Here is a 25,095-nt window from a genome sequence, read left to right as displayed (position 1 = left end):
GGGGAATAAAATCAGCAGGATGATACGGGGAGTCAGACTGCAGAGGAGGTGTAGGGGTGATCTGGCAGGCATTTCTCTACATACTAGTCTTGCTCGTCTCATTGATTCTGCTGCTTACGTCACGTTATCTGGTCACGATCAGGCGCTGGTATGACTTCTCATTTTTACAGGGAGTGGCCTTTTTTTGTTGGGGACTGGGGCACTTGTTCAGCTTGCACGATGACCCGCTGTACCAGATCGGCAGCACTGTCCTCCTGTACCTGTTCTACTTGTTCTTCTTTCTCGCATTTCGGGCGTTTCCACTATCTCCTCACCTTTATTTCGACCGCTGGAAGACGTATTTGGATGCTGTCTTGTTGACGGTCATCTACACTTCGCTCAGCATTTGTATACTGGTCAATCCTGCAAAACGTGATTGGTACGATTTGTTGATACATCTGCAAACCGGCTTGTTTCTATCCGTAACAGGACTGTTGATGATTGCGGCACATCGCCGAAGAAGTGTGTGGGGACGACACAACGGGGGACTGTTTGCCTCGATTTTGTTTTTGTTGGTGGATTCGCTCACTTACTTACTGCCGGATTGGCTTGGCTTTTTTCTGATGACCGGCACGTTGGGAGGGCTCCTGTATTACCAGTTGACGACTGCGGAGACAGCACCACAAGTGGAAGTACAGGAAGAATACGTCTATTTCCAGCAGAAGCTGCAGTTTTCGTTGCGTGATGAGACCGTAGGCAGTTTGTTGATCGTTCTCAGCGTTTTGGCGATGATGATGACCCCTGATGCAGATATCGCTTATGAGGTGGGGATGGGGTGTTTTGTTGTCCTCATGCTTGTGCGCTGGCTGCTGTCGATTCGCAGCAACAACCAAATCGCCAACGAATTGTTCGTGATTTCCCGCAACCTGGAAAAACATTTTGCTGACAACTTGCGGGAGAAATATTCGAAAAACGAAAAACTTTCTCATCTGCTAACTGTAAAGCAACGCTATGAAAAACTGCTGGTGGCAAGCAATGAGCATAACATGCGAACGATTCACTACGAAAACCTGCACAAAATGATTGAAGAGATCGTGAACGTCTGGTACGACACGTTGACTGGCATTACGTTTTTACGTGTTTCACTCCAATCAGAGACGGGAACATCATATTACGAGGTGGTGCGCAGCGAGAATGGTTTTTTGGTTGACCCCTCGTATATGACCGTCACGGTTCGGCTAACGGTTAGCGAGAATGCCGATACCCTGCTGTCGCCCCGTTATGTGGTGGTGGAAGCGGTCAAAGATTTGCCAGCAGTGAGCAAGGAAGAAAAACCTTTTTTTGACCTGCTGGCGATTCACGTACGCGGGCTGATCCAGCGATGTCTGCAAAACCAGCAGTCGATGGAGATTCGTCTCATGGAGCAGGAGATGGAGCTGGCTTCCAAAATACAGTTCACACTGATCCCGCGTGAGCGGCTTTCTCTTCCTTATGCGGAAGCCAAAGCGGTTTACATTCCAGCCGCGTACGTGGGAGGCGATTATGTAGATTATTTGGCTGTCGATAATCGCTACAGCTGCTATCTGGTAGCCGATATTTCCGGGCACGGCCTGCCCGCCAGTCTGCTCACCACTGGCATACGCAGCGCGTTTCGGGCCGTGATCCAGACCTGCATCTCACCTGACGAGATCCTGTCCAGACTAAACCGTCTGTTGTATGAAGACTTGTCCCGCACCCGTTCATTTGTGACGATGTGCCTCGTCGTTCTGGATCAGGAGGCAGGCGTGTTGAGGATGAGCCGGGCCGGTCATCCTGCACCGATTTACTTGTCAAAGACGCGACAAACCGTCCTAGAATGTGGGCGCGGGGTAGGACTTGGTCTCTACGAAGACGCGGCCTATCCACTCGATGAATGGCGAATCGAAGAAGATGGGATGCTGCTGATCTACACGGACGGCTTAACGGATCTCGGACGCAAGAAGAACGCTCTCACACTTCAAGATTGGCTGCATCAGCTGGCATCTGCCAAAACCCAAGCAGGTGAACACTTCGACTCGATTGCAGCTGTAGAACAAAACATCTGGCGGCAGGCGAGGCAGTTGGAACAACAAGATGATATCTCCGTGCTGATTCTCGATTTGAAACAACGATTCATATTCGAGAAAGGAGAGAATGACGTTGTATCTATGCGATCGATGTCCTGATGATCCCAATTGCACGTTTTGTCTAAACGATCTTGGGGCGGGACACATGGCGCAAAAGGTAATCCCCCCCAGGCGGATCCGACTGGTTCACCTCACGACCGGAAAGAAGGTCATAGCGGAACTGCGAGCAGTCAGTCGAATAGCACTAGGCGTCTACATTAGTGGGCAGTGCCCGCCTGGCAGATACGAAATCGAACTGGATACAGACTTCCGAATTATCGGCAGCACCGTTAGAAAACTGAGTGATACCCCGTATCAAGTCGTTGATATCGAGAAAGTGCTGCGCAAGCAGGAAGTGCTGGATCGACTGTTGCTGGAGGAATTTCATCTCTGGCACTTGTCTCACGAGTTGGAACCGTCGGAGGTTTTAGCTGATCCAAGTGATCTGGCCGAGGAACAGAAGCAGTTGATCAAGCAGGAACTGGACAAGCTGTTTATTCTCAGGCAGATTCACGATATCCGGATGTTTATTTGGAAAAAAGGGAACTATCAACCGCTTGGAGAATTTTTTCTGGATAGCAGTTGTGAATCTGACATGAACCGACTGATCGAACGGGCTCTTGCCAGCGGAGAACCGATTCGTGAACAGTTGTTGGCGCAGGAGATGGACCGGGTATTTGACGTACATGTGGTACCACTCCAGAAAAAATCGTGCGGCATTGCCATGATCGACATCACTGATATGGTTACCACGGAGCGAAAGCGACAGCGGCAGGAATGGGATCTCTACAAACAAGTGTTATCGATTGTCACCGAGAACAAGCTGGTTTTGCTGCAAGATGTGGAACTGTACGAACTAATCAGGCAGAGTGACAGGCAATCTACCATTTATATCGAAGAAGCGGCCGATTTGGCTCGGGTACGACAGGCAATCCGCGAAGTGCTGGAAGTCTGCCAGCTTTCCCCGGCCAGGCTGCTTCACTTTATCGTTGCGGTCAATGAAGCCGCTACCAATACGATAACGCACGGTGAAGCAGGCAGGGTTGACATCTATCTCTCTGAAAAAGAGCAAGTTTGTCGGATCGTTGTTTTTGATCAGGGGACGGGCATATCGCTGTCCGACTTGCCGCAGGTAACGCTGTTGCCGGGTTATTCGACTCGGGCATCCCTTGGGGCTGGGTTTCAAGTGATGCTCAGCTATGCCGATCGGGTACTGTTAAACAGTTCACCCATGGGCACAAAAATCGTCCTGGAGCTGAATACCAGTCAAGCGACGGCCCCCAAGAGGGAGAGATAGTTTTGCCAGAAAGGAGACCGAACATGGACTACCACGTAAAAGAGGCAGAACAACAAGCGATTGTTTACCTACAAGGTGAACTAGACATGTTGGTTGGAGAAAGGCTGGGAAGTCTGATTCGCGAAGTAGGGCAGCGCAATCAGACGATCCTGTTGGACTTTCGCGAAGTGACGTTTGTCGATTCGTCCGGCATCGGCAGCATGTTTTTTGCAACCAAAGATTTGCTGAACACTGGCAAACGGGTGGAGATTGTTAACATCCGTGAAGAAGTGCTCGACATCCTGCGCGTGCTTGGTTTTACCGAGGCGCTTCGGATTCAGGTAACACCGCTCGAATCGTAACAGCGGACTCGGTCTGCTTTTTTCTTTATAGGACAGGCGATTTGACGGAGCAAAAAACGTTCGTATATAATACTGTATATTACCATATGGAAAACAGCAATGAGTGGGAAGAGTAAGCCGTAACAGCCTTGGCAGAGAGGGAGAATCGTCTGCTGCGAGATTCTCTAAGGTACTGGCGGTGGAAGGTCGCCCATGAGCAGTTTCGGTGAATGCGGATCGGACAGTAGGTCACCCGCATCAGCCGGAGCCGGCAAACAGCCGTTATCTTAATTGAGTGAGCAGAGATGAAGACGGGGGCATACCCAAAGGTGAGTCCCGCGTCTGAGGTCTTTTGCTAACAAAGGTGGTACCGCGAAACGACTCCTTTCGTCCTTTGGATGGTAGGAGTTTTTTATTTTCCATAAGGAGGGACTTTCAGCAGATGTCAATGGAGTCTGTGTCAAACCATCAACTGCCGAAAAACTTCGATCCGAAGACGGCAGAAAAAAAATGGTATACGTACTGGATCGAAAAACAGTTTTTCAAAGCGGAGCGCGATGCCAAGAAGCAGCCGTTTACGATCGTCATCCCGCCACCGAACGTGACGGGGAAGCTGCATCTCGGCCATGCTTTGGATACGACCCTGCAGGATATTATTACCCGCACCAAGCGCATGCAGGGTTACAGTACGCTGTTTTTGCCTGGGATGGATCATGCCGGGATTGCTACTCAGGCACGGGTGGAGGCCAATCTGCGGGAAGAGGGCATCTCCCGGCACGATCTGGGCCGAGAAAAGTTTCTGGAAAAGGTATGGGAGTGGAAGTACATCTACGCCGATGCAATTCGTGAACAATGGGAAAAGTTGGGCCTGGCGCTTGATTACTCCCGCGAACGATTTACGATGGATGAAGGGCTCTCGCGCGCTGTTCGCGAGGTTTTTGTCCGATTGTATGAAAAAGGTTTGATATATCGCGGCAACCGGATCATTAACTGGGATCCGGCGGCACGCACCGCTCTCTCCGACATCGAAGTGATCTACAAGGAAGTGAAAGGCGCGCTTCATCACATGCGCTATCCGTTGGCAGACGGTTCCGGCTACATCGAGGTAGCGACGACTCGACCTGAGACGATGCTGGGAGATACGGCAGTCGCTGTACACCCGGAAGATGAACGCTACAAGCACCTGATTGGCAAGACGGTCATCCTGCCGATCGTCGGGCGGGAAATCCCGATTGTTGCTGACGAGTACGTCGACCCGGAGTTTGGTTCCGGTGCGGTCAAAATCACTCCGGCCCACGACCCTAACGATTTTGAGATTGGATTGCGGCACAACCTGCAGCAAATCATCGTAATGGACGAAACGGGAACGATGAACGAGCATGCCGGACCTTACAAGGGACTGGATCGGTTCGCCTGCCGAAAACAGATCATTGAGGACCTGACGGAGCAAGGGGTTATGTTTAAAATAGAAGAGCACGTCCATCAGGTGGGCCATAGTGAACGAAGCGATGCCGTAGTGGAACCGTACTTGTCCACACAGTGGTTCGTCAAAATGCAGCCTTTGGCTGATGCCGCATTGGCCCATGCAGCTGGTGAAGACAGTGTCAAGTTCGTGCCGGAACGCTTCAAGCATACGTATCTGCGATGGATCGAAAACATCCGCGACTGGTGCATCTCTCGGCAGCTTTGGTGGGGGCACCGCATTCCGGCCTGGTACTGTGACGACTGTGGGAATGAAATCGTCTCCCGTACCGATGTCACCACCTGCACAAGCTGCGGCAGTCATCGCCTGAAACAGGACGAGGACGTCTTGGACACTTGGTTTAGTTCAGCGCTGTGGCCGTTCTCTACGCTGGGCTGGCCTGAAGAAACGGAAGACATGAAGTACTTCTATCCAACAAACGTATTGGTAACCGGCTACGACATCATCTTTTTCTGGGTGGCGCGGATGATCTTCACTGGTTTGGAGTTTACCGCTCAAAAACCATTTGAGCACGTGCTGATTCACGGCATCATCCGCGACTCGGAGGGACGCAAGATGTCCAAGTCGCTCGGTAACGGTGTCGACCCGATGGAAGTCATCGACAAGTACGGGGCTGATGCGCTTCGATTCACGCTCGCGACTGGTAACTCGCCGGGTAATGATCAACGCTTTTATTGGGAGAAAGTAGAGGCTAACCGCAACTTTGCTAACAAGATCTGGAATGCCTCCCGCTTTGCTTTGATGAATCTGGAAGGCTTCCGATATGAGGATATCGATCTGGGCGGCAGTCTGTCCGTACCGGACAAATGGATCCTCAGCCGTCTGCAGGAAACCATCGCTGATGTGACCCGCTTGATCGATGCGTTTGAATTCGGTGAAGCCGGGCGGTTGTTGTACAACTTTGTCTGGGACGACCTGTGTGACTGGTACATCGAGATGGCCAAACTGCCGCTGTATGGAAGCGATCAGCAAGCGAAACGGACCACTCAATCGGTGCTGGTGACAGTACTGGACCAGACGCTCCGTCTGCTTCATCCGTTCATGCCGTATATGACGGAAGAGATCTGGCAGGCCCTGCCTCACAAAGGTGAGAGCATCACCATCGCTGCTTGGCCAAACATTGATGAACGTCATGTCTATCCGGAAGCGAAGGAAGAGATGAACCTGCTGGTGGAAGTGATCCGCAGTGTTCGCAACGTACGGGCAGAAGTAAATGTGCCGATGTCGAAGAAGATTGAACTGCTGGTCAAGGCAAGTGACCAGAACACCTTGAAACGACTGAAGCGGGGAGAAGAGTATCTCGTCCGTTTCTGCAATCCGGAGCGGCTGGTCATTGCCGACGCGATTGATGTACCGGACAAAGCGATGTCTGCCGTGGTAACCGGAGCTGAGTTGTTCTTCCCGCTTGCTGGCTTGATTGATCTCGAGCAGGAAGTGCAGCGCCTGGAAAAAGAGCTGGCAACGCTGAACGGGGAAGTAGAGCGGATTGAAAAGAAACTGGCCAACCAAGGCTTTATCGCCAAAGCGCCAGCCAAAGTAGTGGAAGAAGAAAAGGCCAAACTGGCCGACTATGCTGACAAGCGGGAGAAGGTTCTGGCGCGCCTGGCAGAACTAAAAGCGTAAGCATGATTCGCCGGTTGCGGTCATATTCATGAGAATGGAGTTATGCCTTATGAAGTGCCAACCCTTTGCTCACTATACAGAAGCGCTTGAGTGGATTCACGGATTACTGCGCTTCGGACAAAAGCCGGGGCTGGAGCGAATGAAGTGGATGCTGGAAGTACTTCATCATCCCGAGCGGCATGTGCCGTTTGTACACATTGCAGGTACCAATGGAAAAGGGTCAACGTGCGCCTTTTTGACACATATGCTGATAGAGGCGGGGTACAGTGTCGGCAGTTTTACCTCGCCGTATCTGCACGACTTTCGCGAGCGCATCTGTTACAATCGGCAGATGATCGCAGAGAAGGACTTTTTACAACTTGCCAACCAGGTAAAACCGCTTGTAGAGCAATGTGCCGAGTCGACGCCATACGGCTCGCCTACAGAGTTTGAAGTTGTCACCTTAATTGCGATTCTTTACTTTGCGACCGTTCGTCGCCCAGCTGTTGTGGTTTGGGAGACGGGTCTGGGCGGACGGCTCGACTCGACCAATGTCGTCCATCCGCTTGTTTCCGTGATTACCAATGTGGGCACGGACCACACAGATGTGCTGGGGACGAAGCCGGAGCAGATCGCAAGCGAAAAGGCAGGTATCATCAAGCCGGGGGTACCTGTGGTTGTGGGGGAGATGAGTGACCAAGCCTTCGCCGTTGTGGAGGAGATCGCGCGAAGCAAACGATCCCCTGTTTACCGGCTGGGACAACAGTTTGAAGTCAGGCTGCAGGAGACATCCCGCAGTCTGGATGGAATGCGTTTTTGCTTCAACAGTCTGCTGCGTCGAGATGGAAAAGAATACGGACTGCGGGTGTTGGGGGATCATCAAGCTGTCAACGCTGCTACAGCTTTGATGACTGTTGATCTGCTCAAAGAGTTTTACGCTTTTTTACTGGAGGAGGAGGAAATCGAACGAGGTCTGAGACAGACCCGTTGGCCGGGACGATTGGAAGTAGTCTCCAGACGACCGTTGTTTATCCTCGATGGTGCGCACAACGTCGAGGGTATGGAGGCCCTAGCCAAAACCATGCGTCAGCTTGTTGGGGCACAGCCCATTGAACTGCTGTTTGCAGCGCTGGCTGACAAACCACTTGTCGACATGGTGAAGGCTTGGAAGCGCTGCGGTCCAGCCGTTTCCCGGTTTTATCTGACGACCTTTGATTTTCCGCGTGCGGCATCCATCGAGCAGCTTGTCGATGCGTTTCATGCCGAGTACGGGCCAGAGCAGATAACGGTAATTGACGACTGGCCATCATTTATCCGTTCGTGGTTGAGAGCAGAGGAGCAGCGGGAACAGGTTCTCCTTACGTGTGGATCGCTGTACTTTATCTCTCAAGTTCGGGCGGGTTTACCGACATCCGTAGAAGAGGCAGGTGAATAGGGTGGACCAACGACAACATGTCCACTTCGTAGGTATCGGCGGTTATGGCATGAGTGCCATTGCCCGCGTCTTGGTCGACCTGGGCATGAAGGTGACCGGGTCTGACGTTGCACTTAGTGATCTAGCCAGAAAATTGCAAGCGCGGGGAGCACAGGTCATGGTCGGACATGATGCAGCGCATATCGAAGGCGCTGATCTCGTTGTGTACTCTACGAGCATTCCCAGAGAAAATCCGGAAATCGCTGCAGCAGAAGCCAAGGGAATCCCCCTATTGCACCGTTCGCAAATGCTGGCTCGGATCTTAAATGAACGAACGGGTGTCGCGGTTGCCGGTGCGCACGGCAAGACGACCACGACCTCGATGATTGCTCACGTCTTGGAAGAGTGTGGGGTTGATCCTACCTATATCATCGGTGGCGAACTGATGAACGCGGGGACCAATGCCAAGGCGGGAAAAAGTGAATTCGTGATTGCTGAAGCCGATGAGAGTGACGGTTCGTTCCTTGAATATTCTCCGGCGTTGGCGGTTGTAACCAATATCGAGCCGGATCATTTGGAGCATTTCGACGGTGATTTTGACAAGCTGAAGCAGGCGTACGCCCGCTTTCTAAGCCGGATCAAACCGGACGGGAAAGCGATCCTGTGCATAGACGACGCCTACAATCGTGAACTGATGACCAGTTTGCAGCAAGAACTGATCACCTATGGGATTGATCCGGAACAGTGTGCAGTGGCTGAATACCGGGCCACCGAGATCACGTGCGGCGACCGGAAAACGACTTGCTTGATCTGGCACAAACAAGAGTGTCTTGGTACCCTCTCGTTAAACGTGCCTGGACGGCATAACGTCTGTAACGCTCTCGCCGCGATCATCGTGTGCTTGCAAGCAGGGGTGCCGTTTGAGCAGATCGCGGCCGCACTACAGACCTTCCGTGGCGCAAAACGTCGCTTTCAAATCATCGGCGAAGTGCGCGACATCCTGGTGGTCGATGACTATGCTCATCATCCCACGGAGATTATCGCGACATTGAGCGGGGCCAGTGCTTCGGGGCGCCGTGTGATTGCCATCTTCCAACCGCAGCGCTACACACGCACGTTTTTTCTAATGGATGAGTTCAGCAGGGCATTTGCAGAAGCGAACGAAGTGATTATCACCGATATCTATTCTCCAGCAGGAGAGAAGAAGATTGACGGTGTAAGCGCTGAAGTGCTGGTTGAAAAAATACGCGCCAACAGTCACCCCTTTGCCCAGTACATCCCGACTAAGGAGGAAGTGCAGGAACACTTGCTAAAGCAGGTTCGTCCAGGCGATCTGGTGTTGACGATGGGGGCAGGAGACATCTGGAAGGCTGCGTATTGGCTGACGGAGCAGCTGGTCGCTGAATCAGCGGAATCAAATAAAGCCTAGATATTAGTTGACCTTTCGTTCAGGGTCTTATTGACAGCTCGCCGTTTTTGAGGGCGGGTTGTCTTTTTTTTCTGACAACCTGTCATACCCTGTCCACTCGGATCATAAGCTGGTAGTACGAGATGTCTTGCGACCGAGGAGGTTGGCGGAGTTGGAGCAAAAAAAACATCGGATATCGATCAGGCTGAACGGAACGCAGTTGGATGGACAGGAAAAAACGACGGGACAGACGGGGAGTGTCGGGCGTCCACACGAACAACGGCAGGAACTCCCGTTTCCTTTTGCAGAGGAAGCGACAGGCGGGGCGATGGTGCCGCCAGCGACAGGAGAGCAGTTGAATCGTGACGACACACTACAAACGGAGCAGGGAGAGTCCTCTGTCGGGCCAGGGATATCGGAAGCAACCGAACGGCTGTCTCAACTACGCAGCACACGTATTGCGGAGGACGTCAATGCAGGACACAATGAACGGAACGAAAGGCCAACATGGGACAATGGCAGTGGCTGGGGTGTTGAATGGTCGGATCAGGAACTGGAGCATGGATTGCTGACAGGGCGGATCAGCAAGAAATCGCAGTTTGGCGGGGGGAGATTCTTCGATCAGCGGAACTGGGCCAAGATGTTGATTGCTTCTGCCAGCGCTGTCGCGATCGGACTCTGCTTTGGTTTTATCGTACTTAGTATTTTTTCAGATGACAAGCTGAGTCAATCGTACCGATATGTACTGGATGGGACGATGCAGACATTGACAGCTGCACCGGAGGATGGGCAGGCTGAGCAGGCGGAAGCGAACCAGATGGATGCAGCGGGAGAGAAGCCTGACGAGGCACCTGTTTCACAGGAGGGTGCAGGAGAACCGCTTCAACTGCCGGAACTGCACGCGTTTATGGCGCAGGTAGGGGCGTTTCAGGATGCGGCATCGGCGGAGATCGCGATGGAATCACTGGAAAAGCAGGGGTACCCGCAACTGCTGTATGCGCAGGACGGCCAGCATTACTTGTTTGTTGCTGCCGCACCATCCCGGGACGAGATTCTGGGGATCGCCAGCGTGCTCAAAGAAAAGGCGATCGATGTCTACGTGAAAGAAGTGACATTTCCCGGGTTTAGCGGACAGCTGGACATTCCAGAGAAAAAGACGGCAGAGGATCCAGCAGTCTTGGAGGAACAATCACTGCAGTCCTTTTTTTCCACAGGAGCCCAACTGGTTGATTTGTTAACGGAATGGTCGGCACAACGGTTGACACAGCCGGGAGCCGCCTCATCCGCCGGGGAGGAAGAGACGAAGCTGAAAGAACTGCACCTTCGTTTTCTCGAACAAAATCGTCTGCTCCAGCCCGTTCTTCCTGAGGAGTGGAAAGCACCGATCACAGAGATGGTTAGCGGTCTCAATCAGGCCATGACTGCTTTTAGTAAAGCTAATACTGCCAACGTCCAATCGTATGCCTGGCAGGTGCAAGACGGGGTGCTCCTCTACATCGAGAGGTATGTGAGTTTTTTGCAGAAGCAACAATCACAGGAGGAGCAGTCACAGCAGCAGCCATCACAAAAACAGCCATCAGAGTAACAGCAATAATGGGAAAACGAAGCGCCTGTTCGCATTTTTTTGCGGGCGGGTCTTTCTTTTTTTACGATGGAAGAAGCTCAGGATTGTCTCGTTTCCGCCCATTTGTTACACTTAAGTTTGGTTAACGTAAATACGCTCCTCCTGCTTTGTGGGAGATGGGACGAGGGAAGAGAAACATATGAGGGGAAAAGAGACAGTCATACTCGTCATCATACTGATAGGCGGTCTGCTGTTTGGCAGCATCATTGGGGAAGTGTTGTCGCCATGGCTGCCGTTTTTACAAGCGTCGGAAACCATCACATGGTCTCCCGCGGCGGATTTGGAGATTTTGAAGTACAATCTTCACTTTGAGGTAAAACTAAATCTAGCCAGCATTGGGGGGCTTGCCCTCGCCTTCTGGATTTTTCGCAAAATCTACTAGGGAGGGACATGTATGCAGAGTACCATTACTTTGACCTTGGCGTCAGCTTCACCACGTCGTAGAGAGCTGCTGTCATCATTGGGCCTGCCATTTCAGGTGCAGGAAAGCCATGTGGATGAGCAGATTTCGACGGACCTCGCACCAGAGACGATCGTAGAGACGCTGTCGCTGGGAAAGGCGCAGGCAGTTGCCGGGAAAGTCGGATCAGGACTTGTGATCGGCTCGGATACGATTGTCGTACTGGACGGGGAAGTGCTCGGAAAACCGCGGGACGAAGCAGATGCGCTGCGCATGCTGTCTTCTCTGCAAGGCGAGGAGCACACGGTCTATACAGGTGTTGCTGTTATCGACGCCGGATCGGGGCGGACAGAGTTGGCCCACAGTGCGACAAAAGTAAAAATGCGCCCGCTGACAGAGCGGGAGATCAGGGCCTACATCGCAACTGGCGAACCGATGGACAAAGCCGGCTCTTATGCCATTCAGGGGATTGGTGCCACGATTGTGGAACGGATTGCAGGCGACTATTTTACTGTTGTTGGTCTTCCTCTTCACCTCACGTCGCAACTTCTCTCACGGTTTGGAGTTTCTGTATTGAAGTGACCAAGCATCTGATGGATCCGTACTATAGTTTAGCAAGCGGAAAAGGGACTTTCTCTGACAATTACGAACGGCAGCGATGCCTTTCTCCATGTTTTCAGATGGCAGATCGGGCGAACTGTCGTTCTCAGGTAGGAGGCGCTATTATGGAAGCGATCACCTGTAACAAAAGTCAGATGAAAAACGTCCCATTATATGAACGCCCGCGTGAACGATTGTTGAGGCAGGGGACAGCCCCGCTGTCTGATGCGGAACTGCTCGCTATTCTGCTGCGCACCGGTTATCAGCGGGAGACATGCTACCAGCTGGCGCAGCGTATTTTGAGCGCATTTGGCAGCTTATACGGGATTGCGCAGGCTTCTCATCAAGAACTGGTAAAAATAAAAGGAATTGGCCCGGTTAAAGCGGTGGAGTTGCATGCTGCATTTGAACTGGGGCGTCGACTGGCGAAAAGCGACCGGAAAGAAGGGACTCCTATCCGCCTGCCGCGTGATGTGGCTCAGTTGATGATGCCTGAGATGCGGCATTTGACACAGGAACATTTTGTTTGTCTCTATTTGAACACAAAGAATCAGGTGATCAGTAAACAGACGATTTTCGTCGGCAGCCTCGACGTTTCTATCGTACATCCACGGGAAGTGTTTCGGGAAGCGATCAGACGCAGCAGTGCTTCCGTTATATGCCTACATAACCATCCCAGCGGCGATCCCACGCCCAGCCGGGAGGACATTGCGGTGACACGGACACTGCGTGAAGTTGGCGAATTGATTGGTATTACCTTGCTTGATCACGTGATTATCGGTGACGGGAGCTTCGTCAGCCTGAAAGAACAGGGACATTTGTGAAGGCAATACACAATACAACACGCATGGGATCAAGGGAAGCGAAGTGTCTATCTTTGCTGCTGCTTGACGGAACGGAAGGAGATCTTTGGTATGTTTGGCGGATTTTCACGTGATTTAGGGATAGATTTGGGAACGGCGAATACCCTTGTGTATGTAAAGGGAAAAGGAATCATTGTGCGTGAGCCTTCGGTAGTGGCGATTCGTACAGATACGAATACGATTGAAGCGGTCGGCAATGCCGCAAAAAATATGATCGGTCGTACGCCCGGCAATATTGTGGCAGTCCGTCCGATGAAAGATGGCGTCATTGCCGATTTTGAAACGACAGCAACGATGATGCGCTACTTTATCCGCCAGGCTCAGAAAAATCAGGGAATGTTCAACCGCCGTCCCAATGTGATGGTGTGCGTGCCATCGGGGATTACGGCAGTGGAAAAGCGTGCCGTAGAGGATGCAACCAAGCAGGCAGGAGCGAGAGAAGCTTACACGATTGAAGAGCCGTTCGCCGCCGCGATTGGGGCGGATCTCCCTGTATGGGAACCGACTGGAAGCATGGTGGTGGATATCGGCGGTGGAACAACGGAAGTAGCGATTATCTCACTGGGCGGGATCGTTACCAGCCGCTCTATCCGAATCGCCGGAGACGAAATGGACGAAGCGATTATCCAATACATCAAACGACGCTACAATCTCATGATTGGGGAGAGAACCGCAGAAACGTTAAAGCTGGAAATCGGTTCAGCGATGGTACCTGAGGAAGCAGAGTCGGTGGAGATCCGTGGCCGCGACCTGGTTACCGGTCTGCCCAAGACGATCACGGTTACGGGATCGGAGATAGCCGAAGCCCTCTCAGAGACAGTGCAGGCGATCATTGAAGCGGTGAAGATTACGCTGGAGAAAAGTCCGCCGGAATTAGCTGCCGACATTATGGACAGAGGGATCGTGCTGACAGGAGGTGGAGCGCTGCTGCGCAACCTCGACAGACTGCTTTCCAAAGAGACCGGGATGCCGGTCCACGTGGCGGAGAACGCCCTGGACTGCGTGGCGATTGGGACCGGACGTGCACTGGAGAATCTGCATCTGTTCAAATCCAAACACGGAATAACCTCCTCTCGCTCGAAGCGGAGCAGGTAGTCGGGAGATAGGAATGATGTCGTTCTTTGGCAACAAGCGACTGATCATCATGCTCGTGGGGTTGGTCTTGCTCATCTCGGTGATGGGATACACAGCGAGAGAGCGAGACACTCTGACTTGGCCGGAAGAGTTTCTCAAGGATACGTTCAGCTTGATGCAGGGGCTTTTTTATCGCCCTGCTCAGGCTTTTTCCCATTTTGTGTCAGGGGTGTCCGCTGCCTATGACGTATATCAGGAAAACCGTGTGTTAAAAGCAAGCCTGGATCAGTATGCGCAGGTAACGGCACAGTTAAAATTACTAGAAGCGGAAAACGCCCGGCTCCGTACACTGTTGGATGCCAAAACACGGCTTCACGACTATAAACTGCGGGTGGCAGAGGTGGTCGCTCGCAACTCCGACCATTGGAATGACGTCGTCACGATTGACAAGGGACGTGTGCACGGGATCAAAAAAGATATGGCCGTCATCTCTGCCACTGGAATGATCGGCCGGGTGGAAAGCGTAGCCAACTTCTCCTCTACGGTCGAGCTTGTAACGGCGATTGAAAACAGCAATCATCTGTCGGCCAAGATCATCACGGAACGAAAGACGGATAACGGAGTGGAACCTCAGCCGATCGCCGGAGTGATAGAGGAGTACGATCAGCGTCGACGCTTACTGATTATGCGAAAAATTCCGTTGGGATATAAAGTAGAACCTGGACAGGAAGTAGTAACGTCCGGGATGGGCGGTGTCATCCCTCGTGGTTTGTTGATCGGAAAAGTGGTTGGTGTAGAGGCGGGGGATTACGGTCTGACGCAAACTGCTTTCGTCAAACCAAGCGCCGATCTGAGCCAACTCAGTGAGGTGATGGTGGTGGAGCGAGCGTTTGTCACCACTCCTGAGGGCGAACTAATTCCCTCCGCACCAGACGAACAGATGGGCGATACGGAAACCCAGGGGGAAGCGGGAGGAACCTCGGAAGGCAATCACTCCCCTGCTCAAGGGGGAGGGAGTCGGTAATGCCCCGGCTAATTCTTACCCTTACCTTGTTGGTGTTGTTTTTGCTGGAAGGGACGGTGCTGCAGCTGCTACTGCCGGATACATGGGGGCTCACCTGGGAGGCGGTCCCCCGATTCGTCCTGGTCGGTGTGGTTCTGATCGGTTTGTTTCTGAACCGACGGGAATCACTGATCTACGGCATGGTGTTCGGGTTCCTTCACGATGTGCTGTACAATCAGATCATTGGCGTCCACACCTTGACGATGATGGTAGCCGGCTACTTTGCCGGACTTGCGTTGCTGTTGTTTCACCGCAGTCTTGCGGTGGCTTTTGTCACACTCACATTGGTATTGTTTGGCCACGAGTGGCTTTTGTACAGTTTATACCGCTTGTTTTTCCCCATTGATGTTGATGTACAATGGATGTTGAGACAGCAAATACTGCCGACAGTCGGCCTCAATCTGCTGTTTGCCGTACTCATTTACTTCCCGCTGAGCAAGATTGCCGCAGGCGTGAATGCAAAAAAAGAGATGAAGTTGGATTAGCTGCGGCTGATATCTGGATATCTGGATGAGAGAATCAGATGACTTGAGTTGCAGGGAGGAGAGATACAGGTTGGAAGAGAAAAAACCGGAGCAGTCTCACATCCCAATCAGGCTGAACATTTTGTTCTTCATCGTATTTGTCTTTTTTGCCGCTATTATTCTGCGTCTGGCATACGTTCAACTGGTAGAAGGCGAGCAGTACAAACACGATTTGGAGCTGTACAGTACACGTGAGTTGCCCATTCCCGCCCCCCGCGGCCGGATTCTCGATCGCAACGGCGAGGTGCTTGTTTCCAATAAACCGGTCTATACCGTCACCTATGTGGAAGAGCAAAATCAAGAGATCGATGAGGAGAAAGTGGCGGAAAAACTGACTACCATCTTGCGAATGGATGAGCAGCCAGGGACTGACAAGGAACTGTTGAAAAAAGCAGTCGAATTGAATACCGTCCTGCCTGTTTCTTTTGGACCGGAGGAAACCGCTCAACTGATATCGAGGCTATCCGAACGGCTGAGCACACTGCCGACGATTGAAAAAGCAGCTTCTCTATCCGATGCGCAGCTGGTAAAAGCTGCGATATTGGTCGGCATGTGGACGAATCCCAATCTGGATGAAAAACAGCTTGATCAGCTCAAGCAGCAGATTGGTACCGTGCTGAAGAATGCTCAGACTGATCTGGAGCAGATGTCCACGTACCTTTTATTGAAAACGGCAATCCAACACAATGTTGATATTTCTGTTCGACTGGATGATACGGAGCGGAATGACCTGCGCAAGGAACTAAAAACGCAACTGCAGACGCTGCCTAGTCCCAGTAAACTGAAAACGTTGTCCGACATGGACCTGCTGCGACTCGCTTCGCAGTTTGATTTTGACGTGACCCTGCCGCTGAGCGACGAACAGCGGTTGTTCCAATGGAACAAGCTGACGATCTTGAAAGAAATGCGTTCCTACGAACTCCCCAGTTATGTCCCGCGTCGAGTAAAGGTGAACATCACACAGCAGGAAATGGCTAAAATCGTGGAACGGCGTACAGAGCTTCCCGGCATTGACGTCATCGTAGAGCCGATCCGCCAGATCAAGGAGGATAACGACGGTGCCTTTGGGACTCACATCCTCGGCAGCACCGTAGCGATTCGGCAGGAGCAGCTAGAAGAATATCTGGCACGTGGGTATAGCCCGACGGACCGTGTTGGCGAGTTAGGCCTCGAGCTGTATTACGAGGAGCAGCTGCGCGGTAAGGATGGCGTCATGGAAGTACACGTGAACAAGAACTCTGAGACAGTAGAAAAACAGATGACTCTGCCGGCACAACCAGGAAACGATCTGGTGTTGGCCATGGATTGGCGTTTTCAAAGTAAAGTGGAAGAAATCCTGGAAACAAGCATAAAGGAAATCCAAAAAGATCCGAAGAAGAGTAAAAATATCACGGAAGCCCACGCCATCGTGATGAACCCGAATACGGGAGAGATTCTGGCGATGGCCAGCTACCCCGACTACAATCTCAACTGGCATTACAACCGGGAGGAGTTCAACAAACGATATCATGACGAGATTTTGCCCAACCAGCGCAATGATCTGATCAACGCCGCTTATGCACCTGGCTCCACGGTCAAGCCGATTTCCGTGATGATTGCCCTGCAGGAGGGATTGACCACTCCCAGAGAAACGATTTTTGACAGCGGCGGGTTAATGGTGGGAAACGTCTATATGCGCAACTGGAAGGCGGGCGGCCATGGTTCCGTTGATGCCAGACGTGCCCTGAAGGTATCGAACAACACCTATATGTATACGATGGCCATGCGTCTGGCTGAAAAGGCGTACAGTCAGAACAAAAGCTACAAGACACAGTTTGCCGTTCTCGACTACTACAACGCACAGTTTGGATTAGGTGTCAAAACAGGCGTTGACCTACCCGGTGAGATTACCGGCTGGTTTTCCAGCTACGACTATCTGGGCAACCTGGCGCATGCCTTTATCGGCCAGTACGACAACTTTACACCGATGCAGTTGGCGCAGTACGTCTCCACAATTGCTAATGACGGCTACCGCCTGCGGCCGCATTTTGTCAAAGAAATTCGCAAGGGCACAACCGATCCAAGTCAGCCGGGGCCGGTACTTACGACAGTAAAACCGGATGTGTTAAACCGGATCGAAATCGATCCCAAGTGGCTCACAGTGATTCAGGAAGGGATGAGGATGGTCACGGAGCCGGGCGGAACGGCATACTACTCGTTTAAAGACCTCCCCTTTACCGTTGCGGCCAAAACCGGTACGGCACAAACGGGTTCCACCGAAGACAATTCACTGATTGTCGGATACGCTCCGTATGAGAATCCACAGGTATCGTTTGTGGTGATCGTACCGAAAGGCGGCCATGGTTCTGATTCGTCCGGGCCGATCGCCAGGGAGATTTTGGAGGCCTATCACCAACTGTATCCGCTGTCGTCAACAGCCTCTGCATCTCAGACGACTGTTCGTTAAGGCTGCTGGTACCATTAGGGCAACAATGCAAGTTACCTTACGGCAGAGGTCAAGACGTCCCGGTGGGGCAAATTTTCTCAGCAGAGCAGGATTCTTTTCCCTCTGTGGCGAATGGTAACGGTCGAGGTGAAACAGGCTGATGACCACAACCAGAAGTAAAGTGACGATCAAAGGAACAAAAGACGGACTCGTTTTCTTCATGGACGATACATGTTCCTTTGACGAATTGATAACCGATCTGCGAGAGAAGATTGAACACAGTCACCAGCAAATCTTGACCGGTCCACTGATCCGTGTCTCGCTTCGAATGGGCAAACGGTACTGTACTCCGGAACAGCAAGAACAGCTAACGCAGATCATTCGGCAAAAAGGGAATCTGGTCATCCATACGATCGATGCTGACGTGATCTCCAAAGAGGAGGCGTTTGCAGAACGGGAAAAATCAAAATTCATGATAGAAACACGGACGATCCGCTCCGGGCAAGTGCTGGAGTTTGACGGCGACATTTTGCTGCTGGGAGACGTCAATCCCGGAGGGACGGTGCGGAGTACCGGCAACATCTACGTGATGGGAGCCCTGCGAGGAGTTGCTCATGCAGGGGCAAATGGAGACGATGCCACGGTAATCGCTTCGGCCTCGCTGGAACCGACCCAACTGCGGATTGCAGAAGTGATCAGTCGTCCTGGTGAGGAGTGGGCGGATAAGCAAGGCTCGGCCGAATTTGCTTACGTAGAAGACGGCAAAATGATGGTGGCCAAGATGAACTACCTTCATCGCGTCCGCCCGGATATTGGATGGAAAAAAGCTTTTGGTGTGTAGGAAGAGGAGGTTAGCGCAGTGGGCTTAGCGATTGTCGTAACTTCAGGCAAAGGCGGAGTAGGGAAAACGACGACTTCGGCAAACATCGGAAGTGCCTTGTCACTGCTCGGACAAAAAGTGTGTATGGTCGATACGGACATCGGTTTGCGCAATCTCGACGTGGTGATGGGACTGGAAAACCGTATCCTGTACGATCTGGTCGACGTTGCGACTGGCACATGTGCCCTGCAAAAAGCGTTGATTAATGACAAGCGCTTCGAGAATCTGGCGCTCTTGCCGGCTGCTCAAACCAAGGACAAAAGTGCAGTAACCCCGGAGCAGATGGAAGAGATCGTTACCCAACTAAAACGCGAGTATGATTATGTGATCATCGATTGTCCGGCAGGCATTGAACAGGGATTCCGCAATGCCGTGGTTGGTGCGGATCAGGCCATTGTGGTGACCACGCCAGAGAAAGCGGCGGTTCGAGATGCTGACCGAATCATCGGACTATTGGAACGGGAAAAAGTGGGGATGCCCAAACTGGTTATCAACCGTGTCCGGCATCACATGGTGAAAAGCGGCGACATGCTGGATGTGGAAGATATACTGGCAGTGTTGGCCATTGACTTAATCGGGGTCGTGCCGGATGATGAGTATGTGATCAAGTCAGCTAATGCAGGTGAACCGGCTGTGATGAACCACGAATCTCGTGCCGCGATCGCGTACCGCAATATAGCACGGCGATTGCTGGGTGAGTCCGTGCCACTTCTGCCCCTGGAAGAAAAGAAGGGCGTATTCAGTCGCATGCGGAAATTTCTGGGGCTGACATAAGCGGTATTCCGCAAGAAACGGGTTTGTTTCAAGAGGAGAGACGGAACAGGGGCAGGCTCCTGTTTCTTTTTTACGGCTGACGAAGCAGCGAGTACTCACGCAGCATACTTGGTTTCGAAAGCGACGTCGGCTGTCAACCGATACGTGTTTTACTGAATTCGGAGAGGCTAACTTGTCTTACGTCCAGAGGGAGGGAAGAGATGGACCTGGAGAAACGTCATCTGAAGGAACTGGACTGGACCATCCTGTTGATCTTCGTCGGACTGGGAGCCTTTAGTTATCTGGGCATTTCCGGATCGGGAGCGGGCATAGAAACAGCGCAAAAGCAGGTGGTTTGGTATGTGCTCGGTTTTGTCGTCCTGGGCGTCAGCCTGTTGGTTGATTATCAATTGTATAAAAGTTTGGCCTACTTATTGTACGGCTTCGGACTGGTCCTTCTGGTCGGCGTCCTCTTCACCAAGCCGATTAACAATGCGCACAGTTGGTACGACTTAGGGCCCGTGCTGTTTCAACCTTCGGAAGTTGTCAAATTGTTCATCATCTTGGCCGTAGCCCGCTACCTGTCCAAAAACAGCGAAAACCCGGATCGCTTTGGGGCATTTTATCAGCTGATACCGCCAGCCCTCTTGGTCATTGTACCACTTTTACTCGTTCTGATTCAGCCAGATCTCGGAACGTCGATGGTCTATGTGGGCATCCTGACGACGATGCTGGTAGTTGGCGGTATCCGCCTGCGACATGTCCTGTACCTGGGCTCTTTGGTTGGCAGTTTTCTGGCCACGATGACGGTCCTGTATTTCTATCGAGATGATCTGTTTTTCAAGATTATCAAGCCGTATCAATGGGACCGAATCGTCTATTGGCTTAACCCCGATCTGGAAGCGATGGGACGAGGGTTTCAATTGAAGCAATCGCTGATCGCCATTGGTTCCGGACAGTTGATGGGAAAAGGTGTGAATACCGCTACCCAAGCCAGCTACGGTTGGGTGCCGGTTGGCGAGAGTGACTTCATCTTTACTGTTATCGCGGAGAGAATGGGCTTTATCGGAGCGGGCATCTTGATGATGTTGTTTTTCTTCTTGATCTACCGCATGATTCGGATTGCCATGGAAGCAAAGGACGCATTTGGTTCCTATGTGGTGGCAGGGGTCGTAGGGATGCTCACCTTCCAGGTATTTGAGAACATCGGTATGACCATCCAATTGATGCCGATCACCGGGCTGCCGCTGCCGTTTATCAGCTATGGGGGGAGTTCGCTGATCAGCAACTTCCTGATTATGGGGATTGTACTCAATATCGGCATGCGAAAGCAAAAGCTGATGTTTGACTAAATCGTTTACATGCCTGCCGTTGTCCGCAAAAACGGACGTGACAAAAGGATGAAGATATGCTATCATCTGAAGTAAGTTAACCATTTTACGGGTCCAAGTGATTTGATGGATTGGCTGATTTGACCGTACAGGTAAGAGATGTCACCATGTGATCAAATCTCTTGCTGCTGTACGGTTTTTATCGTTACCAGCAAGTTGTCAAGGAGTAAAACGGTTAACCCGACTTTAGCGCCGCGTCAACGGCGGATATGTGTAGGAGGTTTGTTTACATGCAACAAGGTACGGTAAAATGGTTTAACGCTGAAAAAGGATACGGCTTCATCCAGGTAGAAGGCGGAGATGACGTATTCGTTCATTACAGTGCGATCCAATCGCCGGGTTTCAAAACCCTCGAAGAAGGTCAACGAGTGGAATTTGAAATCGTACAAGGTAACCGTGGTCCGCAAGCAGCCAATGTCATCAAGCTGTAAATCGGCACACTGATCGGCAAGCAGTCTCTTCAGAAGAGACTGCTTTTCTTTTTGTAAAGGGAAGGCACTCCTCACGACAGCATAAAGCAGGTGTACAAGTCATAGGATGGTACAAACGTCCGGTCGGAGGGGAGATGTCTATGTTTGATGAAGTGGAACGCGTAAGGGAGAGACGGCGGGAGCGGATGGAGCAGATTCGGCTGCAGACGCGGGACAGTCTGCCTCCTTATATACACGAGCTCAATGATCCCATTGAAGAGTCCTATACCGTGGGACGAGTGTTTGGCGGTTCATATGGCGACGACAGCCGCGGATCGGGACCACAGACACGGGAAGTGCTAGGCATGCAGGCTGTAGGGGCATTGTTGATCCTCGGTGCAGCCTATCTGTTCTTTCAGTCAGCGGTCCCTTTTCCTTCCCCCTGGAAAGAGACAGCCCGCCAGATTATGACCCGCGACTTTAATTTTGAAGGGGTGGCGGCCTGGTACGAGTCCCGCTTCGGCAGCAGTCCCAGCATACTTCCGGTCCTGACTCCCGACCAAGCAGCAGATCCTGCTTCCCAGACCGCTCCTCATCCCGTCTGGCGGTTTCCACAAGAATGGAGACTGGTCAAACCTTACGATCCCTCTAGCGCCAAGGTGGTGATAGACGTGGGAGAGAGCGGTCAAGTGATCAATGGAGAAACCGGATGGGTAACCTATGTCGGTGAGAAACCGGGATTTGGCACGACCATCGTGGTCAAGCTAGCCTCGGAGCGAGAGGTTTGGTATGGAAACGTGGAAACAGCGGAGGTGGTCGTCAACGACTGGGTCAATCCGGGTGATGTGCTCGGCAAGGCCAAAACGTTTACTGGCAGTACACGTTATCTGTATCTCGCGCTTCGACAAAAGGAGCAGTTTGTCGACCCGATGGACGTGATTACGTTTGAGTGAGACATCACTCCTGGGAATCCGGTTTCGTATCCACCCTTTGTTTTGGCTGGTGGTTGGTCTGTCGATTGCTGCCGGATACTTTCTCGAAACCCTCGCCTTATTTGTCATCGTCATCATCCACGAATTGGGCCATATTGCCGCTGCCCGGGAGCTTGGCTGGCACATACGGGAAATCCAACTGCTGCCGTTTGGCGGTATTGTAGCCATTGACGAGGAGTTGGAAGCTGATCCGCTTGATGAAATCGTCGTCGCACTTGCAGGCCCGTTTATGAACGTAACGATGGTGGCGATCTCCTTCCTCTTTTGGAAAACGGGTGTCTGGTCGGATGAGTGGACACGTTTTTTTATGACCAGTAACTGGCTGATTGCGGGTTTCAACTTGATACCGGTGTGGCCGCTTGACGGCGGACGAATTGTGCAGGCACTGCTTTGTTACTTCCTTGCTTACCGCGTAGCTGTGCTTGGTTCGCTGGGGGCGAGTTGTTTGTTGGCCGGGCTGATGCTAGGGATCGGTTTTTTGGAGCAGCATGTCCAACTGGTCATCGCCTCCACTTACCTTGCCATTTTGAATGCCAAGGCGTTTGTCCGTTTTCCTTTTCAGTTTATCCGCTTCCTACTCGGGAAACATGCGGGTAGCGTAGGGATAAACAGAATCTACCCGGTCACAGTGGAGCCGAATGTGACGCTGTTGCAAGCCGTACAGTGCCTCCGTAAAGGTCAATACCATGTGTTCCATGTGAGCGGCAGGGGAATAGTGGAAGAACGAAGGCTGCTCCATGCGCTTCTGTTCGAGCAAAAACATCAGGAACCGATTGCACGTCTGCTTTGAAACGCTTTTCGCAATCTGCCTAGCCAACATGGTACAATAAAGCGAATTCCATGTGAGGAGGCAGTTCTGGTTGAAGCAGATCGTCATAGGAAGAACAGGTGGCCAAACACGCATTGCCATACTGGAAGAAGGAAAATTGGTAGAGCTGATGATCGAATCACTGGATCAGGCGCTGCTCGGCAACGTGTACCGTGCACGTGTTGCCGACGTCGTTGCGGGGATGCAGGCGGCATTTGTCGACATTGGAATCGATCAGAACGCTTACCTGTACATAGATGATATTAGTCTGGAACAGATTGGCGAAGAACGCAAGGAGCAAGCGAACCCCAAGCCGGGGATCCGCCAACTCGTACAACGCGGTGCCCAACTGCTGGTGCAGGTCAGCAAAGAAGGCATTGGCAGCAAAGCCCCGCGTGTGACGACCAAGATCAGCCTTCCTGGCAGAACGCTGGTCTACCTGCCGCATGGCGGCCAGGTAGCTGTATCGCGTCGGATCAGGGATGAACGGGTGAAAGAGCGGTTGGTCAACATGATAGGCGCTCTGCTAGGAGACGGAGAGGGAGCCATCTTGCGTACAACGGCAGCAGATGCATCTGAACAGCAGATCGCGACCGAACTGTCGGCACTTCGGCAGACGTGGATGGAAGCACTGGAGCGTACCAAGGATGTGAAACCGCCTCATTTGGTGCATCAGGCAGCCGATGTCGTCCTTCGAACGGTACGTGACCAATGCACGGTTGATGTGGATGAGGTGGTTGTTGAGGACGCATCAACCTACCGTCGGATCAAACAGGATCTGAGCGCTTTTTCTCCAGAACTTACCGATCGGATCCGACTGTACCAAGGGAAGCAGCCGCTGTTTCAGGCGTTGGGGATCGATGTGGAACTGGATAAGGCACTGCGCCGCCAGGTCTGGCTGAAAAACGGTGGTTTTATCGTCCTTGACCAAACCGAGGCGATGACGGTGATTGACGTCAATACCGGCAAGTTTACCGGCAAAAGTGCACAGCAGCTGGAGGAGACAGTTACGGCAGCCAACCTAGAAGCAGCGTCGGAAATCGCTCGTCAAATCCGCTTGCGCGATATTGCCGGAATCATTATTATTGATTTTATCGATATGAAGGCGGAAGCCAACCGTGCACGGGTGCTGGAACATCTGCAGCAACAGTTGGCCAATGACCGAACCTCCACTTATGTCTGCGGCTTTACCCGGCTTGGATTGCTGGAGATGACTCGTAAACGAGTGCGGCCCAGCCTTGGCGAGGCCCTTACGGTGACTTGTCCCGTCTGCAGCGGCAGAGGACGTGTGCTGTCTGCAGTTGAACTGGCCAGACGGCTGGAGGAAGAAGTGAGCGGTCTTGCCAAAAGTCAGGAAGCTGAAGCAGTTGTGGTTCAACTGCCCGCCTTGCTGTTCGAACATTTTCTGGCAGGAGAGAAGGCGGAATGGCACCGCTTAGAGCGGGAACTGATGCTGAAGCTGTACCTGCACAAAACAGAATCGATCTCTCCTGATCAATACCGGATCCTCTACGTCGGCAGTGAGAAAGAGGCCAGTCGTTGGCAGAAAGAGGAATCGGCAAATCCTTGACGAGATACTCGCATTGTGGTATCGTATTGTTTGTTGCACAGATATGCTTGTCACCTCAAGCATGCTGTAAC

The 25,095-nt window shown here is 52.1% G+C and carries 21 protein-coding genes and 2 other annotated features (1 of these 23 cut by a window edge); all 21 genes read left to right on the top strand.

Annotated features, from left to right (window positions below; all coding sequences use genetic code 11):
* Positions 1 to 56 precede the first annotated feature (56 nt).
* The 21 genes from LOK74_RS13365 to LOK74_RS13265 all read left to right on the top strand — a co-directional run bounded on the left by LOK74_RS13365 (position 57) and on the right by LOK74_RS13265 (position 25,024).
* Positions 57 to 2,183, top strand: a complete 2,127-nt coding sequence (locus LOK74_RS13365; protein WP_230042533.1) for a PP2C family protein-serine/threonine phosphatase — start codon at positions 57 to 59, stop codon at positions 2,181 to 2,183.
* 46 nt (positions 2,184 to 2,229) lie between these two features.
* Positions 2,230 to 3,420 (top strand): ATP-binding protein, encoded by a 1,191-nt coding sequence (locus LOK74_RS13360; protein WP_230042532.1) that lies wholly within the window; start codon positions 2,230 to 2,232, stop codon positions 3,418 to 3,420.
* Positions 3,421 to 3,443: 23 nt separating this feature from the next.
* Positions 3,444 to 3,761: an STAS domain-containing protein gene (locus LOK74_RS13355; protein ID WP_230042531.1), complete on the top strand. Its 318-nt coding sequence runs from the start codon at positions 3,444 to 3,446 to the stop codon at positions 3,759 to 3,761.
* Positions 3,762 to 3,851: 90 nt separating this feature from the next.
* Positions 3,852 to 4,138: a binding site (T-box leader), on the top strand.
* Between the two features lie 44 nt (positions 4,139 to 4,182).
* Positions 4,183 to 6,846: a valine--tRNA ligase gene (locus tag LOK74_RS13350; protein ID WP_230042530.1), complete on the top strand. Its 2,664-nt coding sequence runs from the start codon at positions 4,183 to 4,185 to the stop codon at positions 6,844 to 6,846.
* Between the two features lie 49 nt (positions 6,847 to 6,895).
* On the top strand, positions 6,896 to 8,260 hold the full coding sequence (locus tag LOK74_RS13345) for a bifunctional folylpolyglutamate synthase/dihydrofolate synthase (RefSeq protein WP_230042529.1): 1,365 nt from the start codon (positions 6,896 to 6,898) through the stop codon (positions 8,258 to 8,260).
* Position 8,261: 1 nt separating this feature from the next.
* Positions 8,262 to 9,668, top strand: coding sequence for a UDP-N-acetylmuramate--L-alanine ligase (murC, locus tag LOK74_RS13340; RefSeq protein WP_230042528.1), 1,407 nt, complete (start codon positions 8,262 to 8,264; stop codon positions 9,666 to 9,668).
* Between the two features lie 151 nt (positions 9,669 to 9,819).
* The gene (locus LOK74_RS13335) at positions 9,820 to 11,232 is read left to right on the top strand and encodes an SPOR domain-containing protein (protein WP_230042527.1); all 1,413 of its coding nucleotides are present in this window, start codon (positions 9,820 to 9,822) and stop codon (positions 11,230 to 11,232) included.
* Between the two features lie 178 nt (positions 11,233 to 11,410).
* Positions 11,411 to 11,653: a DUF4321 domain-containing protein gene (locus tag LOK74_RS13330; protein WP_230042526.1), complete on the top strand. Its 243-nt coding sequence runs from the start codon at positions 11,411 to 11,413 to the stop codon at positions 11,651 to 11,653.
* Positions 11,654 to 11,665: 12 nt separating this feature from the next.
* Complete coding sequence (locus LOK74_RS13325; RefSeq protein ID WP_230042525.1) at positions 11,666 to 12,253, top strand: Maf family protein; 588 nt, start codon at positions 11,666 to 11,668, stop codon at positions 12,251 to 12,253.
* Positions 12,254 to 12,396: 143 nt separating this feature from the next.
* On the top strand, positions 12,397 to 13,095 hold the full coding sequence (radC, locus tag LOK74_RS13320) for a RadC family protein (protein ID WP_230042524.1): 699 nt from the start codon (positions 12,397 to 12,399) through the stop codon (positions 13,093 to 13,095).
* A gap of 90 nt (positions 13,096 to 13,185) precedes the next feature.
* A complete protein-coding gene (locus tag LOK74_RS13315) occupies positions 13,186 to 14,229 on the top strand; it encodes a rod shape-determining protein (RefSeq protein WP_277613386.1) in 1,044 nt (347 codons plus the stop codon).
* A gap of 16 nt (positions 14,230 to 14,245) precedes the next feature.
* A complete protein-coding gene (mreC, locus tag LOK74_RS13310) occupies positions 14,246 to 15,232 on the top strand; it encodes a rod shape-determining protein MreC (protein ID WP_230042523.1) in 987 nt (328 codons plus the stop codon).
* A complete protein-coding gene (gene mreD / locus LOK74_RS13305; protein ID WP_230042522.1) occupies positions 15,232 to 15,756 on the top strand; it encodes a rod shape-determining protein MreD in 525 nt (174 codons plus the stop codon). Before mreC ends, mreD begins: the two co-directional genes overlap by 1 nt.
* Positions 15,757 to 15,826: 70 nt before the next feature.
* The gene (locus tag LOK74_RS13300) at positions 15,827 to 18,241 is read left to right on the top strand and encodes a peptidoglycan D,D-transpeptidase FtsI family protein (RefSeq protein WP_230042521.1); all 2,415 of its coding nucleotides are present in this window, start codon (positions 15,827 to 15,829) and stop codon (positions 18,239 to 18,241) included.
* 139 nt (positions 18,242 to 18,380) lie between these two features.
* Entirely contained in the window at positions 18,381 to 19,061 is a 681-nt protein-coding gene (gene minC, locus LOK74_RS13295; protein ID WP_230042520.1) for a septum site-determining protein MinC, read from the top strand.
* An 18-nt stretch (positions 19,062 to 19,079) separates the two neighbouring features.
* Positions 19,080 to 19,874, top strand: a complete 795-nt coding sequence (gene minD, locus LOK74_RS13290; RefSeq protein ID WP_230042519.1) for a septum site-determining protein MinD — start codon at positions 19,080 to 19,082, stop codon at positions 19,872 to 19,874.
* Positions 19,875 to 20,074: 200 nt separating this feature from the next.
* Positions 20,075 to 21,205: a rod shape-determining protein RodA gene (gene rodA / locus LOK74_RS13285; protein WP_230042518.1), complete on the top strand. Its 1,131-nt coding sequence runs from the start codon at positions 20,075 to 20,077 to the stop codon at positions 21,203 to 21,205.
* A 269-nt stretch (positions 21,206 to 21,474) separates the two neighbouring features.
* Complete coding sequence (locus LOK74_RS13280; protein WP_126427940.1) at positions 21,475 to 21,675, top strand: cold-shock protein; 201 nt, start codon at positions 21,475 to 21,477, stop codon at positions 21,673 to 21,675.
* Between the two features lie 134 nt (positions 21,676 to 21,809).
* On the top strand, positions 21,810 to 22,607 hold the full coding sequence (locus tag LOK74_RS13275; RefSeq protein WP_230042517.1) for a M23 family metallopeptidase: 798 nt from the start codon (positions 21,810 to 21,812) through the stop codon (positions 22,605 to 22,607).
* A complete protein-coding gene (locus tag LOK74_RS13270; RefSeq protein WP_230042516.1) occupies positions 22,600 to 23,436 on the top strand; it encodes a M50 family metallopeptidase in 837 nt (278 codons plus the stop codon). The genes LOK74_RS13275 and LOK74_RS13270 overlap by 8 nt, the downstream gene beginning before the upstream one ends.
* Positions 23,437 to 23,506: 70 nt before the next feature.
* On the top strand, positions 23,507 to 25,024 hold the full coding sequence (locus LOK74_RS13265) for an Rne/Rng family ribonuclease (protein ID WP_230042515.1): 1,518 nt from the start codon (positions 23,507 to 23,509) through the stop codon (positions 25,022 to 25,024).
* Positions 25,025 to 25,082: 58 nt separating this feature from the next.
* Positions 25,083 to 25,095 (top strand) — a sequence feature (ribosomal protein L21 leader region); it runs 65 nt beyond the window's last position.

Source organism: Brevibacillus humidisoli (assembly GCF_020923435.1).
GTDB lineage: Bacteria > Bacillota > Bacilli > Brevibacillales > Brevibacillaceae > Brevibacillus_E > Brevibacillus_E humidisoli.
The sequence above is the reverse complement of the archived record's forward strand: the minus strand, read 5'-3'. Positions and strand labels throughout refer to the sequence as shown.

Coding starts and splice junctions, on each gene's coding strand:
- mreC (WP_230042523.1), top strand. CDS start 14,246: ATGTCGTTCTTTGGCAACAAGCGACTGATCATCATGCTCGTGGGGTTG.
- rodA (WP_230042518.1), top strand. CDS start 20,075: ATGGACCTGGAGAAACGTCATCTGAAGGAACTGGACTGGACCATCCTG.
- LOK74_RS13280 (WP_126427940.1), top strand. CDS start 21,475: ATGCAACAAGGTACGGTAAAATGGTTTAACGCTGAAAAAGGATACGGC.
- LOK74_RS13275 (WP_230042517.1), top strand. CDS start 21,810: ATGTCTATGTTTGATGAAGTGGAACGCGTAAGGGAGAGACGGCGGGAG.
- LOK74_RS13350 (WP_230042530.1), top strand. CDS start 4,183: ATGTCAATGGAGTCTGTGTCAAACCATCAACTGCCGAAAAACTTCGAT.
- LOK74_RS13325 (WP_230042525.1), top strand. CDS start 11,666: ATGCAGAGTACCATTACTTTGACCTTGGCGTCAGCTTCACCACGTCGT.
- LOK74_RS13315 (WP_277613386.1), top strand. CDS start 13,186: ATGTTTGGCGGATTTTCACGTGATTTAGGGATAGATTTGGGAACGGCG.
- LOK74_RS13330 (WP_230042526.1), top strand. CDS start 11,411: ATGAGGGGAAAAGAGACAGTCATACTCGTCATCATACTGATAGGCGGT.
- LOK74_RS13345 (WP_230042529.1), top strand. CDS start 6,896: ATGAAGTGCCAACCCTTTGCTCACTATACAGAAGCGCTTGAGTGGATT.
- LOK74_RS13355 (WP_230042531.1), top strand. CDS start 3,444: ATGGACTACCACGTAAAAGAGGCAGAACAACAAGCGATTGTTTACCTA.
- minC (WP_230042520.1), top strand. CDS start 18,381: ATGACCACAACCAGAAGTAAAGTGACGATCAAAGGAACAAAAGACGGA.
- LOK74_RS13360 (WP_230042532.1), top strand. CDS start 2,230: ATGGCGCAAAAGGTAATCCCCCCCAGGCGGATCCGACTGGTTCACCTC.
- radC (WP_230042524.1), top strand. CDS start 12,397: ATGGAAGCGATCACCTGTAACAAAAGTCAGATGAAAAACGTCCCATTA.
- mreD (WP_230042522.1), top strand. CDS start 15,232: ATGCCCCGGCTAATTCTTACCCTTACCTTGTTGGTGTTGTTTTTGCTG.